The organism is Streptomyces verrucosisporus, from assembly GCF_017114865.1.
Taxonomy (GTDB): domain Bacteria; phylum Actinomycetota; class Actinomycetes; order Streptomycetales; family Streptomycetaceae; genus Streptomyces; species Streptomyces fenghuangensis.
In genome coordinates, this window is sequence record NZ_JADEYH010000021.1 from 40,064 (window position 1) to 54,910 (window position 14,847).

The following is a 14,847-nucleotide window of genomic DNA, read 5'->3' on the forward strand; positions in this document are numbered from 1 at the left end:
TGAGCGGTCACGGCCCCTCCGGCAGCGCCCACGGCCCTCCGGTCCGCCCGGGCAGGGCCGTTCGCGCGGTACGCCCCCACCCGTCCGTCCGACCCCGGCCGGTGGGGAGGGCGGGGGTGCGGGAGAATCGGAACTCCTGGACCAAGCCACAGGAGGAGCCGTGACCGGATTCGTAGAGAAGCCCGAACCCGTACAGGTACCGGGCCTGGTGCACGTGCACACCGGCAAGGTGCGGGACCTGTACCGGAACGAGGCGGGGGATCTGGTGATGGTCGCCAGCGACCGGGTGTCCGCCTACGACTGGGTGCTGCCGACGGAGATCCCGGACAAGGGCCGCGTCCTCACCCAGCTCTCCCTGTGGTGGTTCGACCAGCTCGCCGACCTGGTGCCGGGCCATGTGCTCTCCACCGAGCTGCCGCCCGGCGCCCCCGCCGACTGGGCGGGCCGCACGGTGGTCTGCCGATCCCTGCGCATGGTCCCGGTCGAGTGCGTGGCCCGCGGCTACCTCACCGGCTCGGGCCTGGCCGAGTACCGCCAGAGCCGCACGGTCTGCGGCCTCGCCCTGCCCGAGGGCCTGGAGGACGGCTCCGAACTGCCCGCCCCCATCTTCACCCCGGCCACCAAGGCGGAGGTCGGCGAGCACGACGAGAACGTCCCCTACGAGGAGGTCGCCCGCCGGGTCGGCGCCGACACCGCCGCCGAGCTGCGCCAGCTCACCCTGGCCGTCTACTCCCGGGGCCGCGACATCGCCAGGGAGCGGGGCATCATCCTGGCCGACACCAAGTTCGAGTTCGGGTGGGACGTGGAGGGTGACGGCGAGGAGCGGCTGGTGCTCGCCGACGAGGTGCTGACGCCGGACTCCTCGCGCTTCTGGCCCGTCGACGAGTGGGAGCCGGGCCGCTCCCAGCCCTCGTTCGACAAGCAGATCGTCCGCGACTGGCTGACCTCCCCGGCCGCCGGCTGGGACCGCGGCGGCGAGGTCCCCCCGCCCGAGCTGCCCGCCGAGGTCGTCGAGCGCACCCGCGCCCGCTACATCGAGGCGTACGAGCTGCTGACGGGCACCCGCTGGAGCTGACCGTCGGCCCGGGGGCGGTCCTGCGGGGCCGCCCCCCGCAGGGCCGCCCCCGGGTGGTCCGCACACGGAGAAGGCCCCGGTCCTTCAGGACCGGGGCCTCTCATCGAGCGGACGACGAGACTCGAACTCGCGACATCCACCTTGGCAAGGTGGTGCTCTACCAACTGAGCTACGTCCGCGTGCTCCGTTCGGTGCGCTCCTACTATAGCCAACCCCGCTCGCGTGCGATGCGCACGGCCGCGTGGCGGTTCTCCGCCGACAGCTTCGCGGCGGCCGACGACAGGTAGTTGCGGACCGTTCCCGGCGCCAGCGCGGCCCGCGCGGCGATCTCCGCGACCGGCGCCCCGTCCGCCGCCAGCTCCAGCAGCTCGGCCTCGCGGGCGGTCAGCGGCGAGTCCCCGGAACTGATCGCGTCGGCGGCCAGCTCCGGGTCCACGTAGCGGTTTCCGGCGTGCACCGTGCGGATGATCTCGGCCAGCCGCTGCGCCGAGACGGTCTTGGGCACGAAGCCCCGCACCCCCGCGGCCAGGGCCCGCTTCAGATGCCCCGGGCGGCCGTGCCCGGTCACGATCATGGTGGCGCAGGCGGGGAGTTCGGCGCGCAGCTCCGTGGCGACCGCCACACCGTCCCTGCCCGGCATCTGGAGGTCCAGTACCGCCACGTCGGGCCGGTGGGCGCGGGCCATCGCCAGCGCCTCGGGGCCGGAGGCGGCCTCGGCCACCACCAGCAGGTCGTCCTCCAGCGCCAGCAGCGCGGCAAGCGCGCCCCGGATCAGATGCTCGTCGTCGGCCAGCAGCACCCGTACGCGGCGCCCGCCACCATCCGTACCGGCGCCGTTCGTACCGCCGCCGTTCGTGCCGTCCCGCAGGTGCTCGCTCACCGCTCCCCTTCCCCGCGTACATCCCCGCGTACGTCCTTGCCGCCTTCCCGGACCGGCCGCGTCGGGACCCGGGCCGTCAGCCGGAAGGTGCCGTCGCCGCGGCGCTCACCGTTCAGTGTGCCGCCGAGCGCGGCCAGGCGTTCACGGAGACCGTCCAGTCCGGAGCCGCCCCCCGCGACGGCTCCGGGCCCCGGCACACCGTCGTTCTCCATCACCAGCTCGGAGGCCTCTCCGGCGGCCCGCAGCCACACCGTGCACCGCCCGGCGTCGGCGTGCCGCAGCACGTTGGTGGTCCCCTCGCGGACCACCCAGCCCAGGGCCGATTGCAGCGGCTCGGCCAGGTCCCCGCTGCCGCTGTCCTCGATCCGGCAGTCGATCCCGGCCGCCCTCAGCACCCCGCGCGCGCCGACCAGTTCGGTGTGCAGATCGGCCTCCCGGTAGCCGCGCACGACCTCCCGCATCTCCCGCTGCGACTCCCGCGCGATCCGCTGGACCTCGGTCATCTGGTCCACTGCGGAGGGCGAGCCGCGCTGCACGAGCTGCACGGCCAGCTCGCTCTTGAGGGCGATCACCGACAGGTTGCGGCCCAGTACGTCGTGGAGGTCCCGGCCGAACCGCAGCCGCTCCTCGGCCACCGCCAGCCGCGCCTGTGTCTCCCGGGCGGCCTCCAGCTCGCTGACGACCCGCATCGTCCACGCCGAGCAGCGGTAGGAGACACCGAAGACGACGGCTCCGGCGGCCGTGCCGACGGCCGTGGCGGCCAGTTCCCCGCCTGCCGCCCCCAGTGCCCGGGCCGTGAGCAGCGAGACGGCCAACAGCGCCGCCACCAGTGCGGCGCTCCGCCCGGCGGACAGCACCAGCGGCAGCGGCCCGGCCAGGAACATCAGCAGCCAGACCACGGGCGGCAGCGCCTGGGACGCCGGCAGCTCACCGGTGCCGATCAGGGCGAGGACGGCGGCGATCCCGGCGGCGGTGAGGGCCACATAGGCCGCCGCCGGCCGTACGGGCCGCTCCCCCGTGCCCAGGTAGTACCGCAGACCGGCCCGGGACAGCAGCAGATGGCAGACGGTGTGGGCGGTGAACAGCACCCCCAGTACGAGAGCCGCCCAGGCGGCCGGCCCCTCCGCCTGCGCGACGATCCAGGCGAGCAGCGCCACCCCCTCGAAGAGGGCGAAGCTGTAGATCGTGTACCGGGTGTACTGGTGGAAGCGGACCGGCCCGCTGGACCGCCGTATCCGTTCCACCCAGCCCGGCGCGCTTCTCTCGGCCGCCACCGTCACACTCGCTCCCCACACCTCAGTGACGCGGTTCCCAGCGGAACCACCGCCGTACGGCGAACACCGACACCAGGGCCCAGGCCGCGGCGGCCCCCAGGGCCCGCAGCACCTCGCCCGGCTCGCCGCCGCCGAGCCAGCCGTACCGCACCAGTTCCACCACCGGCGTCATCGGCAGCAGCCGCAGGACGTCGGCCAGCCGCTCCGGCATGGCCTCCAGGGGAACGAACATCCCCGAGCCGACCAGCGAGACCATCAGCAGCGGCAGCGCGGTGATCTGCGCGCTCTCCGTCGTCCGGGTGATCACGGCCGTCGCGGCGGCCGTCAGCACCATCAGGACGGCGCCCAGCAGCACACCCAGGACCAGCAGGTCCGGCCGGTCCGGCGGTGTCATCTCCAGCAGGGCCGCGCCCGCCGCGACCAGCACGGCGCACTGCGCCAGCGCCACGGTGACCACCGGCAGCGCCGCGCCGGCCAGGACCTCCCAGTCCCGCAGCTCCCCGGTCCGCAGCCGCTTGAGGACCAGCTCCTCGCGGCGGGAGACGTAGGCGGGGATGAGATTCAGATAGACGACGAGGATCAGCACCATCGGAATGCCGCTGGTCATCACCAGATCGGTGGGACTCAGCCCGGTGCCCTCCAGCGGCGCCTGCTCGACCGTGGAGCGCATGAACAGCACCATGGCCAGCGGCATCAGCAGGGCGGTGAACATGGCGGTGCGGTTGCGGACGAGCAGCGTCAGCTCCGCCCGGGCCAGCGACCGCAGCCGGCCCAGGGAGGCCGCCGCCCCGCCTGCGACCCCGACGCCCGTCCCGCTCCCGGTGTCCGTCGCGCTCATCGTGCTCCCGCCTTCGCCAGTCGTGCCGTGTCGTCTTCCCCCACCGTGTCCGGGCCGCCCCCGTGGGCGATCTCCAGGAACGCCTCCTCCAGGGAGGCCGAGCGGGCGTCCAGGCCCGTCAGCTCCACGCCCTCCTGCCGTGCCCACAGCAGGAGTTCGGTCAGCGACTCCTGCAGCCGGCCGGTGCGGATCTCCACACCCCGCCCGTGCTCGGCGGCCTTCAGCGACAGCGGGAGCCGGGCGGCCGGCACCCCCTCGGGCAGCGTGAAGCGGATCCGGGACGGGCGCGAGGCGGTGACCTCGGCAGGCGTGCCGGAGACGACGATCCGCCCCGCCCGCATGATCGCCAGCCGGTCGGCCAGCTCCTCGGCCTCCTCCAGGTAGTGCGTGGTCAGCACCACGGTCGTACCGCCCTTCCTCAGCTCCCGCACCAGCCGCCAGGTCTCCCGCCGCCCCTCGGCGTCCAGCCCGGTCGTCGGCTCGTCCAGGAAGAGCACCTCGGGCCGGCCGAGCAGGGCCATGGCCAGGTCCAGCCGCCGCCGCTCGCCGCCGGAGAGCTGCTTGACGCGTACGTCCGCACGCGGGGCCAGGCCCACCATCTCCAGCGCCTCCGAGGTGGGGCGGGCCCCACTGGTGCAGCCGGCCCACATCCGCGCGGTCTCGGCGACGGTCAGGTCGGAGGAGAATCCGCCCTCCTGGAGCATCACCCCGATCCGCGGCCGCACCCGGGCACGCTCGCGGTACGGGTCGTGCCCGAGCACACGCACCCGGCCGCCGCTGGGCTCGGCCATCCCCTCCAGCACCTCGACGGTGGAGGTCTTGCCCGCACCGTTCGTCCCCAGCAGCGCGAACAGTTCGCCGCGCGCCACGGAGAACGAGACCCCCCGTACGGCCTCGAAGCCGCCGTCCCCCTTCGCCGGGCCGTAGCGCCGCCGCAGCCCGCTCACCTCGATGACCTGCTCTCCGATCTCCATGCCACAAGGGTCGCGCGGGGCCGGGGGCGGAAGCAGTGCGGGCTGTCACGAGCGCGCGTGACAAATGTCAACCGGCCGCGGGACAGGGGGAGATGAGGGGATGTGACATGAAGCACACGAATAAGGCCCCGGTCCTGGGGGACCGGGGCCTTCTCCCTGAGCGGACGACGAGGCTCGAACTCGCGACCTCAACCTTGGCAAGGTTGCGCTCTACCAACTGAGCTACGTCCGCGTGCGACCTCCCGGCTCTCACCGAGCGGCGCGCCTTCACTCTACCGGATCCCGGAGACCCAGTGGAGTGAGCGGAGCGGGTGACAGGAATCGCACACTGCGCCTCCCTCTTGGAAAGAGGGCGCTCTACTACTGAGCTACACCCGCGTGACCACCTTGGTTCCGGCCGTTTCCGGCCGCCCCCGGCGGTGTGCTCCAGACTCTAGCCGATCACCCGGGGTTCCTGGCAAGTCGGCCCGGGGACGGGCTCAGCGCGACTCCTCGCCCCCGGCACCGGAGGCGGCTGCGTGGGCCTCGTCGAAGGCCTCGTAGACCTTCTTGGGGATGCGGCCGCGAGGCGGCACCTCGAAGCCGTGCGACCGGGCCCAGGCCCGCACCGCGGACGGGTCCGGCGCGACGGAGGTGTGCTGGAAGGTCTTCCCGGACCTGGCGCGCTTGCGGCCGGCCCGCACATAGGGGGCGAGACCCATGCGCAGTTTCTTCGCGTTCTCGCGGTTGAGATCGATCTCGTACGACTTGCCGTCGAGGCCGAAGGCGACCGTTTCCGATGCTTCCCCGCCGTCGATGTCGTCGGAGAGTGTGACCACCACACGCTGTGCCACGGATATCGGTCCTTTCGGGAGGATCGTATGCGGAAACACTTCGAAACCACTTCCTGACGTGCGGTGATATCGGTGTTCCCGGCGATCGGTGTCAATGCCCTTTCCTTTGTACAGCGGCAGGCATTGTCTGGTGAAGCGGATGAATTGCCGCCCGCGTGTCATGCCGCGAACGCGACTTTACTTTTCCGGCGCCGATTCGTGCAGTGCTTCCCGGTGTTTTCCGGGGCGCCGATACCCGACCGTGACCGGGGCGGCCCGTATCTACGCGAGTAGAATTTTCCGCCGGGTACGCTGAAGCGGCAGCCTCCAGCACCAACACCCACCGGGAGTACCTGTGGCTCGCGTCGTAGTCGACGTCATGCTCAAGCCGGAGATCCTCGACCCCCAGGGCCAGGCGGTTCAGCGTGCGCTGCCCCGGCTGGGCTACGAGGGCATCTCGGACGTCCGCCAGGGCAAGCGCTTCGAGCTCGAGGTGGAGGGTCCGGTCGACGACGACGCCCTCGCCCGTATCCACCAGCTCGCCGAGACGTTCCTCGCCAACACCGTGATCGAGGACTTCACCGTGCGCGTCGAGGAGCGCGAAGAGGTGACCCCCGCATGACGACCCGCATCGGAGTCGTCACCTTCCCCGGCTCCCTCGACGACGTGGACGCCCGGCGCGCCATCAGCCTCGCCGGCGCCGAGCCGGTCGCCCTGTGGCACCGCGACAGGAGCCTGCACCAGGTGGACGCCGTCGTCCTCCCCGGCGGCTTCTCCTACGGCGACTACCTGCGCTGCGGCGCCATCGCCCGTTTCTCGCCGGTGATGGAGACGGTCGTCGAGCAGGCCCGCGCCGGCCTGCCGGTGCTCGGCATCTGCAACGGCTTCCAGGTCCTGTGCGAGTCGCACCTGCTGCCCGGCGCGCTGACCCGCAACGACCACCTCCACTTCGTCTGCCGCGACCAGCGGCTGCGCGTGGAGAACGCGGACACCGCCTGGACCTCCGACTACACCGAGGGGCAGGAGATCACCGTCCCGCTCAAGAACGGCGAGGGCGGCTACGTCGCCGACGAGCGCACCCTGGACGAGCTGGAGGCGACCGGCCGGGTCGTCTTCCGCTACCTGGACGTCAACCCCAACGGCTCCCGCCGCGACATCGCCGGCATCACCAACGAGGCGGGCAACGTCGTCGGCCTCATGCCCCACCCCGAGCACGCCGTCGAGGCCCTGACCGGGCCCACCACCGACGGGCTGGGATTCTTCACCTCGGTTCTGAAGAAGCTGGTCACCTCATGACTCTCGACACCGTCAAGCACGCGAGCGACACCCCGGACGTCGAGCAGCCCTGGGCCGAGCTCGGCCTCAAGAGCGACGAGTACGACCGCATCCGCGAGATCCTCGGCCGCCGCCCGACCGGCGCCGAGCTGGCCATGTACTCCGTGATGTGGTCCGAGCACTGCTCCTACAAGTCCAGCAAGATCCACCTCAAGCAGTTCGGCGAGAAGGCCCCGGAGTCCGACGCCATGCTGGTGGGCATCGGCGAGAACGCCGGCGTCGTGGACGTCGGCCAGGGCTACGCCGTCACCTTCAAGGTGGAGTCCCACAACCACCCCTCCTACATCGAGCCCTACCAGGGCGCGGCCACCGGCATCGGCGGCATCGTCCGCGACATCCTGGCCATGGGAGCCCGCCCGGTCGCCGTCATGGACCCGCTGCGCTTCGGCGCGGCCGACCACCCCGACACCCGCCGCGTCCTGCCCGGCGTCGTCGCCGGCATCGGCGGCTACGGCAACTGCCTGGGCCTGCCCAACATCGGCGGCGAGGTCGTCTTCGACTCCTGCTACCAGGGCAACCCGCTGGTCAACGCCCTGTGCGTGGGTGTGATGCGGCACGAGGACATCCATCTGGCCAAGGCGTCGGGCACCGGCAACAAGGTCATCCTCTACGGCGCCCGCACCGGCGGCGACGGCATCGGCGGCGTCTCCGTGCTCGCCTCGGAGACCTTCGACGAGACGGGCCCGGCCAAGCGTCCGGCCGTCCAGGTCGGCGACCCCTTCCAGGAGAAGCTCCTCATCGAGTGCACCCTGGAGGTCTTCAAGGAGGACCTGGTCGTCGGCATCCAGGACCTCGGCGGCGCCGGCCTGTCCTGCGCCACCTCCGAGCTGGCCTCGGCCGGCTCCGGCGGCATGCGCGTCGAGCTGGACACCGTCCCGCTGCGCGACTCCACGCTCTCGCCCGAGGAGATCCTCATGAGCGAGTCGCAGGAGCGCATGTGCGCCGTCGTCGAGCCGGACAAGGTCGACCGCTTCCTGGCCATCTGCGAGAAGTGGGACGTCATCGCCACCGTCATCGGCGAGGTCACCGACGGCGACCGGCTGGAGATCTACTGGCACGGCGAGCAGATCGTGGACGTGCCCCCGCGCACGGTCGCCCACGAGGGCCCGGTCTACGAGCGCCCCTACGCCCGCCCCGAGTGGCAGGACGCCCTCCAGGCCGACGACGCCAACGCCCTGCCCCGCCCGTCCGGCGGGGACGAGCTGCGCGAGCAGGTCCTGAGGCTGGCCGGCTCCCCGAACCAGGCGTCCAAGGCGTGGATCACCGACCAGTACGACCGCTACGTGCTCGGCAACACCGTCCTGGCCCAGCCCGAGGACAGCGGCATGATCCGCATCGACGAGGAGACCGGTCTGGGCGTCGCCGTCGCCACCGACGGCAACGGCCGCTACGCCAAGCTCGACCCGTACACCGGCGCGCAGCTCGCGCTGGCCGAGTCCTACCGCAACGTCGCCGCCACCGGCGCCAAGCCGCTGGCCGTCACCGACTGCCTGAACTTCGGCTCGCCGGAGGACCCGGGCGCGATGTGGCAGTTCGCCGAGGCCTGCCGAGGGCTGGCCGACGCCTGCCAGGCGCTGGGCACACCGGTGACCGGCGGCAACGTCTCCCTCTACAACCAGACGGGCGACACCGCCATCCACCCGACCCCGGTGGTCGGTGTGCTCGGCGTGATCGACGACGTCACCCGCCGCACCCCGATGGCGTTCGCGGAGGAGGGCCAGCTCGTCTACCTCCTGGGCGACACCCGCGAGGAGCTGGGCGGCTCGGCCTGGTCCCAGGTGATCCACGACCACCTGGGCGGGCTGCCGCCGAAGGTGGACCTGGAGCGCGAGCGGCTGCTCGCCGAGATCCTGATCTCCGCCTCCCGCGACGGCATGATCGACGCGGCGCACGACCTGAGCGACGGCGGTCTGGTCCAGGCGCTGACCGAGTCCTGCCTCAAGGGCGGCAAGGGGGCCCGGCTGGTCGTCCCCGACGGCCTGGACCCGTTCGTGTTCCTGTTCTCCGAGTCGGCCGGCCGCGCGATCGTCTCGGTGCCGCGCAGCGAGGAGCTGCGCTTCACCGACATGTGCGGCGCCCGCGGCCTGCCCGCCACCCGCATCGGCGTGGTGGACGGCGACGCGATCGAGGTTCAGGGGCAGTTCTCCGTCTCCCTGGCCGAGCTGCGCGAGGCCCACGAGACCGCCATCCCGGCGCTGCTCGCCTGACGCCCGCGACGGCGGCCGTACGACGGCCGCCGTGCCCCGCCGCCCGGGACACGGGCGGCGGGGCACGGCATCGGTGGTGGCCAGCCACAGCCGGAAGAGCACGCCGTCCACGTCGGGATCCTCGTGCCAGGACCACCAGACGTCACGCAGCCGGGGAAGGATGAGGCCCCCGGGCACAACCTGGGAAAGCCACGGACGCGGAATCTCCCGGACGGAGCAGGTGGCCACGATGCGGTCGTACGGCGCACGCTCCGGACACCCTTCGGCTCCATCGCCGGTGACGACGCGCGGCTCCACGCCGGCGACCTTCAGGTTCCTCACCGCTTGGTCGGCCAGGGCCGGGTCCACTTCCACGGTGGTCACCGGGTCCGGCCCGAGCCGATGGGCCGGAAGAGCGGCGTTCCATCCGGTCCCCGTTCCCACCTCCAGCACCCGCTCCGTGCCGTACGGCTTCGCCATGTGGAGCAGGCGCACAACGATGGACGGGGCGGAGGCGGAGCATGACGCCCAGCGGTCGCCGTCGCCCGGATCGGCTCCATCGTTGACCTGTGTCACCACGGGCTCGTCCGCGTAGGCAGCGCCGAGCCGGACGTCCGGAGCCTCACCGCGCTCGTACGGCATGAGGTCGTCCCCCAGCCACACCTTCTCGGGAAGAAACAGATGGCGGGGGACTCCTTCAACCGCTGCCCGCCACTCGGGAGCCAGGGGAAACGGTGACGTCTCGTCCAACTGCCGGTGGCCCGCGCCCGTGCGGGCCCCTCACGGGGAGGAGATGTGCGCGAAGCGCACATCTCCTCCAACCGCCGAGTGCGAGCGCGGCGAGCGGCCACAGCCACCAGACGGCAGGGCTGATGATCAGCGACACGACGAGGAGGACACCGGGGCTGGCCTTCACGGTCAGGCAGGCGCAGCCCAGCGGGTCGGGCGCTCGCTCGGTCTTCGTCACGCTGCCGGCCTGGTGGAGCGTGTCAGCGGGCGGACGGCCGGCTGAAGGCCGTGTACGAGTCCCGGGTTTACCAGGGGATCGGCCGACAGCAGCCGTTTCCCGACCCGCCCGTCTTCGCCGCCCTGATGCGCGACCCCCTCAAGGCGACCACCGGGATGTGACCTACGTGGCCGGCGTCCGGTCCACCATGGCCACCCGTACATCCCTGATGTCCGCCAGCTCCCCGTTCTCGATCTCCACATCCAGGGGAGCGGTCTCGCCCTTCTTGGACTTGCCCGGGCCGAGCTTGTCCGCCGTCACCCCTGTCGAGCCCAGCACGTCACCATCGGCGTCCAGGAACTCCAGTCCGACGAAATAGTTCGCGGCCTCCTCGCCGCTGTTGGTGATCCGGTATTCCACCACGTAGGCGTTCTCACCCCACGTGTCGTGGTCCCGCACTCCGGACGCGGTGATCTCCACGTCCCGCCCCGCGCCACCCTCTCCGGCCTCCGCCTCCACACCGGAGGATCCGGCCGCCTCCGCCGACTCCTCCGCCGTGGCAGCGGGGGCCTTCTCCGTGTCGGTGGAGTCCCCGGAGTCGGAGCAAGCGGTCAGTCCTCCCACCGCAGCAACCACCGAAGCCGCGACCAGCCCGATCTTTCGCATGATGTCCTCTCTGGTGATCATTGCGGTATCAGGAGCGTAGTGGCACCGCTGACTCCTCCGCCGCCCAAACCACCGATTCCACTCAGACACCATCCGCTTATCGACCACGGGGTTGCTCTGGTCGAACAGGGTTCCTGATCGGGTGATCGCGCGAGAGTCAGCGCATGACAGCAGGGCCTCTTGGTAGCTCGGGGGTGCGAACCAAACCAAGCGCCAGGAGGCCCTGTTGCCGCAGTCTTTCGCGCTCGCGTGCGTGGAGTCCAACCCGTCGTCCCCATCGTGTGACTGCCTCGCGCACAGGTTCGGCAACGCGGCGAACCCGCCATCGCGCCCCGCTCCGGCTCCGCTACTGACGAAGACGGCTCGGCCAGCACCTCGGCCATCGTCGCCCGGGCATCCACCAGCCGCTGAAGCGAGCGTTCCGCATCCCCGAGCGCGGCCTGCACCCGCTCGGCCTCCTCCCGCAACCCCGCGATCTCTTCCCGGACCCTTTTCTCCCGGGCCTCCAGCAGACCAAGCACCGACGGCACCAGCCACCTCCACGAGCCAGACGAGCGGACGAACCACACCCATCTCTCCCGTCCCTGAACGGAGTTCATGCCCACCCACCCCGAACCAACCGACCACGTTCGGAAAGCGGATGGCGTCTCAGCCCTCGCACCCGGCACAGGCGAAACACCGCCCCGGCGGCGTATGAGGCGTCCCTTCGGAGCGGTTCCTCGAAGTCTGGCCGCGCATACGGCGCTGAGCTTGTCGTTTGACCTCGTCTGTCACCCGGCCTGCTGATCTGTGGTTCTTCCCGCGACAGCGGAGGCGGCCGTTCTCCAGGCTTCGAGATGTCGAGTCACGAAGCACGAGAGAACGGCCGCTGTGTATGAGTCTCCCGGTCCACACGCCCGCGGGCGAGGCGTTCGACACCGGCGGACGTGGAGCACTGGTGGCAGGCCTTCCTCCGCGGATTCGACCTTGAGCACACCTTCCGGCTCATGAAACAGACCCTCGGCTGGCCGGCCCGATCGGGGGCCGGCCGCCCGGGCCGCCGGCCCCGGCGTCCGTTCCGAGCCGGGCATCGCCCGGCTGCTTCTGAGACGACACCGGCGACGATTTCCACGCCGGTCCACGTCGGTCTGCCGCTGCCGGATGCCGTACCGGTGGGCGGATGCGCTCACTGCGACCGGTACGAACGCGACCGGGACCGGGCGCGGGCAGCCGGGGACCGGTCGGCGGAGTCCGATGCGCACGTGCTGTGGCGGTGGCACAGTCTCCGCGCCCATGGGTGGAGCCGGTCCGTATGAGCGTCGGCCGAGCCGCCCCGACCGGTGGGTAACCGCCTGTTCCGGCCACGCGGCGTTCTACTCTGACGCCATGCCTCCGGTGAAGCGCAAGCCCAGGACGTACGACCCGGCCCTGGTGCGGGCCGGGCTCATCGGGCAGGTGGAGGCCGTGCGCAACGCCGTGCACGGCCTCACCCCCGACCAGCTGGCCCGGCCCTCCGGGCTGCCCGGCTGGGACGTACGCCATCTGGTGGTCCACATCGCCGGGCAGATCGAGGCGGTGCCCCGGCTGCTCGCCGAGCCCCCGCCCCGGGCCGCCGCGCCGCAGACGGACCTGAACGCCTGGGCGGTGTCCGTGGCCGGCGCCGCCCACGAGCTGGACGAGGCGACCCGCAGGCACGCGCGGGCGTACGAGGAGGACGCGGCCCGCGCGGTGGACGAGGCCGTCGAGGAGCTGGAGCCGGTGCTGGAGCAGGCGGTGCGCGCGGACGTGCTGCTGCCGCACTCCTTCGGCGCGATGCGGGCGCTGGACTTCACCGTGACCCGCCTGCTGGAGCTGGTGGTGCACAGCGACGACCTCACCCGGGCCACCGGCGTACGCGTCCCGCCGGTCCGCCAGGCCCTGGCGACGACCGTGCGGCTGCTGGCGGACGCGCTGGCCGCCAAGGCGCCCGGCGCCTCGGTGGAGGTGCGGATCCCGCCCTTCGCGGTCGTCCAGTGCGTGGCGGGTCCGCGGCACACCCGGGGCACCCCGCCGAACGTGGTGGAGACCGATCCGCTGACCTGGATCCGGCTGGCGACCGGGCGCACCGAGTGGCTCAAGGAGCTGGATGCGGCGCATCTCACAGCGAGCGGCGAGCGCGCGGATCTGCGCGATCACCTCCCCGTACTGGAGTGATGACCTGCGGTAAGAGGCCGCCGGGGGCACGGGGGAGCGGCGGTCCCGGGTACTGAGCACCGCGGGACCTGTCCTAGACTCGGTGGCGTGCCACGTGGTGACGGACGACTCAACCACGACCTGCTCCCCGGAGAGAAGGGCCCCCAGGACGCCTGCGGCGTCTTCGGAGTCTGGGCCCCGGGGGAAGAGGTCGCCAAGCTCACCTATTTCGGGCTGTACGCGCTGCAGCACCGGGGACAGGAGTCCGCGGGCATCGCGGTGAGCAACGGCTCCCAGATCCTCGTCTTCAAGGACATGGGCCTGGTCTCCCAGGTCTTCGACGAAACCTCCCTCGGCTCCCTGAGGGGCCACATCGCGGTCGGCCACGCGCGTTACTCCACCACCGGCGCATCGGTGTGGGAGAACGCCCAGCCCACCTTCCGGGCCACCGCCCAGGGCTCGATCGCGCTGGGCCACAACGGCAACCTGGTCAATACCGCCGAGCTGGCCGAGATGGTCGCCGCGCTGCCCAGCACGGGCGGCCGGGCCACCCAGGTCGCCGCCACCAACGACACCGACCTGGTCACCGCCCTGCTGGCGGGCCAGGTGGACGAGGACGGCAAGCCGCTCACCGTCGAGCAGGCCGCCCCCGCGGTCCTGCCGAAGGTCAAGGGCGCGTTCAGCCTGGTCTTCATGGACGAGCACACCCTCTACGCCGCCCGCGACCCGCAGGGCATACGCCCGCTGGTGCTCGGCCGGCTGGAGCGCGGCTGGGTGGTGGCCTCCGAGACCGCGGCCCTGGACATCGTCGGCGCCTCCTTCATCAGGGAGATCGAGCCCGGCGAGATGGTCGCCATCGACGAGGACGGGCTGCGCACCCAGCACTTCGCGGAAGCGAAGCCGAAGGGCTGCGTCTTCGAGTACGTCTACCTCGCGCGCCCCGACACCGACATCGCGGGCCGCAACGTCTACCTCTCCCGCGTGGAGATGGGCCGCCGGCTGGCCGCCGAGGCTCCGGCCGACGCGGACCTTGTCATAGCGACCCCGGAATCCGGCACCCCGGCCGCGGTCGGCTACGCCGAGGCCAGCGGCATCCCGTACGGCAGCGGTCTGGTCAAGAACTCCTACGTGGGCCGGACGTTCATCCAGCCCTCGCAGACCATCCGCCAGCTCGGCATCCGCCTCAAGCTCAACCCCCTCAAGGAGGTCATCCGCGGCAAGCGCCTGGTGGTCGTCGACGACTCGATCGTCCGCGGCAACACCCAGCGCGCCCTGGTGCGGATGCTGCGCGAGGCGGGCGCGGCCGAGGTGCACGTGCGGATCAGCTCGCCGCCCATCAAGTGGCCGTGCTTCTTCGGCATCGACTTCGCCACCCGCGCCGAGCTGATCGCCAACGGCCTGTCGGTCGAGGAGATCGGCACCTCGCTGGGGGCCGACTCCCTGGCGTACATCTCGCTGGAGGGCATGGTCGAGGCGACCACCATCGCCAAGCCGAACCTGTGCCGGGCCTGCTTCGACGGCGAGTACCCGATGGAGCTGCCGGACCCCGGGCTGCTGGGCAAGCACCTGCTGGAGTCCGAGACCGCCGAGACCGTCGGCGCCGACCCCGACGGGGTGCGGAGCATGCTCGCGGGCCCCGGCGCGGCCGACGCGCTGCGCAGGCCCTGATCCCGTCGGCTCGCCGGCGGCCGTCCGGCGAGCCGGCAGCCG

The 14,847-nt window shown here is 71.9% G+C and carries 12 protein-coding genes, 3 tRNA genes and 1 pseudogene; 6 read left to right on the forward strand and 10 right to left on the reverse strand.

The genetic code is table 11. The features are described from left to right. The first annotated feature begins 160 nt into the window (after positions 1 to 160). Complete coding sequence (locus tag IQ279_RS20720; RefSeq protein ID WP_206350385.1) at positions 161 to 1,075, forward strand: phosphoribosylaminoimidazolesuccinocarboxamide synthase; 915 nt, start codon at positions 161 to 163, stop codon at positions 1,073 to 1,075. A 106-nt stretch (positions 1,076 to 1,181) separates the two neighbouring features. Here the strand turns inward: IQ279_RS20720 and IQ279_RS20725 are convergent. The 8 genes from IQ279_RS20725 to IQ279_RS20760 all read right to left on the reverse strand — a co-directional run bounded on the left by IQ279_RS20725 (position 1,182) and on the right by IQ279_RS20760 (position 5,874). Then, positions 1,182 to 1,254, reverse strand: a tRNA-Gly gene (locus tag IQ279_RS20725). A 23-nt stretch (positions 1,255 to 1,277) separates the two neighbouring features. After that, positions 1,278 to 1,874, reverse strand: a complete 597-nt coding sequence (locus IQ279_RS20730; protein WP_206350460.1) for a response regulator transcription factor — start codon at positions 1,872 to 1,874, stop codon at positions 1,278 to 1,280. Positions 1,875 to 1,951: 77 nt separating this feature from the next. After that, the gene (locus IQ279_RS28670) at positions 1,952 to 3,229 is read right to left on the reverse strand and encodes a sensor histidine kinase (protein ID WP_307792459.1); all 1,278 of its coding nucleotides are present in this window, start codon (positions 3,227 to 3,229) and stop codon (positions 1,952 to 1,954) included. 22 nt (positions 3,230 to 3,251) lie between these two features. Further along, a complete protein-coding gene (locus IQ279_RS20740; protein ID WP_206350386.1) occupies positions 3,252 to 4,067 on the reverse strand; it encodes an ABC transporter permease in 816 nt (271 codons plus the stop codon). Next, positions 4,064 to 5,041 (reverse strand): ABC transporter ATP-binding protein, encoded by a 978-nt coding sequence (locus IQ279_RS20745; protein ID WP_206350387.1) that lies wholly within the window; start codon positions 5,039 to 5,041, stop codon positions 4,064 to 4,066. The genes IQ279_RS20740 and IQ279_RS20745 overlap by 4 nt, the downstream gene beginning before the upstream one ends. Positions 5,042 to 5,200: 159 nt before the next feature. Next, positions 5,201 to 5,273: transfer RNA gene (locus IQ279_RS20750), tRNA-Gly, on the reverse strand. 74 nt (positions 5,274 to 5,347) lie between these two features. Continuing rightward, positions 5,348 to 5,419 (reverse strand) — tRNA-Gly (locus IQ279_RS20755). Positions 5,420 to 5,520: 101 nt separating this feature from the next. Continuing rightward, positions 5,521 to 5,874, reverse strand: coding sequence for a histone-like nucleoid-structuring protein Lsr2 (locus tag IQ279_RS20760; RefSeq protein ID WP_206350388.1), 354 nt, complete (start codon positions 5,872 to 5,874; stop codon positions 5,521 to 5,523). Between the two features lie 334 nt (positions 5,875 to 6,208). On the opposite strand from IQ279_RS20760, the gene purS reads away from it, so the two are divergent. The 3 genes from purS to purL are packed head-to-tail and all read left to right on the forward strand — an operon-like array spanning position 6,209 to position 9,395. After that, positions 6,209 to 6,475, forward strand: coding sequence for a phosphoribosylformylglycinamidine synthase subunit PurS (gene purS, locus IQ279_RS20765; RefSeq protein WP_093663089.1), 267 nt, complete (start codon positions 6,209 to 6,211; stop codon positions 6,473 to 6,475). Next, positions 6,472 to 7,149 (forward strand): phosphoribosylformylglycinamidine synthase subunit PurQ, encoded by a 678-nt coding sequence (purQ, locus tag IQ279_RS20770; RefSeq protein WP_206350389.1) that lies wholly within the window; start codon positions 6,472 to 6,474, stop codon positions 7,147 to 7,149. The genes purS and purQ overlap by 4 nt, the downstream gene beginning before the upstream one ends. After that, positions 7,146 to 9,395, forward strand: a complete 2,250-nt coding sequence (purL, locus tag IQ279_RS20775; protein WP_206350390.1) for a phosphoribosylformylglycinamidine synthase subunit PurL — start codon at positions 7,146 to 7,148, stop codon at positions 9,393 to 9,395. Before purQ ends, purL begins: the two co-directional genes overlap by 4 nt. Positions 9,396 to 9,563: 168 nt before the next feature. Here purL and IQ279_RS28540 read toward each other — a convergent pair. Together IQ279_RS28540 and IQ279_RS20785 are read right to left on the reverse strand one after the other, a co-directional pair. Next, positions 9,564 to 10,016, reverse strand: a pseudogene (locus IQ279_RS28540) (methyltransferase domain-containing protein); the annotation flags it as partial. A gap of 487 nt (positions 10,017 to 10,503) precedes the next feature. After that, the gene (locus tag IQ279_RS20785; protein WP_241028463.1) at positions 10,504 to 11,007 is read right to left on the reverse strand and encodes a hypothetical protein; all 504 of its coding nucleotides are present in this window, start codon (positions 11,005 to 11,007) and stop codon (positions 10,504 to 10,506) included. Between the two features lie 1,344 nt (positions 11,008 to 12,351). Here IQ279_RS20785 and IQ279_RS20790 point away from each other — a divergent pair. Together IQ279_RS20790 and purF are read left to right on the forward strand one after the other, a co-directional pair. Then, positions 12,352 to 13,158 carry a maleylpyruvate isomerase family mycothiol-dependent enzyme gene (locus IQ279_RS20790; protein ID WP_206350392.1) on the forward strand — a complete coding sequence of 269 codons (807 nt, stop codon included), beginning with the start codon at positions 12,352 to 12,354 and terminating at the stop codon, positions 13,156 to 13,158. An 87-nt stretch (positions 13,159 to 13,245) separates the two neighbouring features. After that, positions 13,246 to 14,805, forward strand: coding sequence for an amidophosphoribosyltransferase (gene purF, locus IQ279_RS20795; RefSeq protein WP_206350394.1), 1,560 nt, complete (start codon positions 13,246 to 13,248; stop codon positions 14,803 to 14,805). The last annotated feature ends 42 nt before the right edge of the window (positions 14,806 to 14,847 follow it).

Bases quoted from the DNA above. Each gene is read 5' to 3' on its own strand.
- IQ279_RS20740 (WP_206350386.1), bottom strand. From the start codon at position 4,067: ATGAGCGCGACGGACACCGGGAGCGGGACGGGCGTCGGGGTCGCAGGC.
- IQ279_RS20745 (WP_206350387.1), bottom strand. From the start codon at position 5,041: ATGGAGATCGGAGAGCAGGTCATCGAGGTGAGCGGGCTGCGGCGGCGC.
- purQ (WP_206350389.1), top strand. From the start codon at position 6,472: ATGACGACCCGCATCGGAGTCGTCACCTTCCCCGGCTCCCTCGACGAC.
- purL (WP_206350390.1), top strand. From the start codon at position 7,146: ATGACTCTCGACACCGTCAAGCACGCGAGCGACACCCCGGACGTCGAG.
- IQ279_RS20785 (WP_241028463.1), bottom strand. From the start codon at position 11,007: ATGATCACCAGAGAGGACATCATGCGAAAGATCGGGCTGGTCGCGGCT.
- IQ279_RS20790 (WP_206350392.1), top strand. From the start codon at position 12,352: ATGCCTCCGGTGAAGCGCAAGCCCAGGACGTACGACCCGGCCCTGGTG.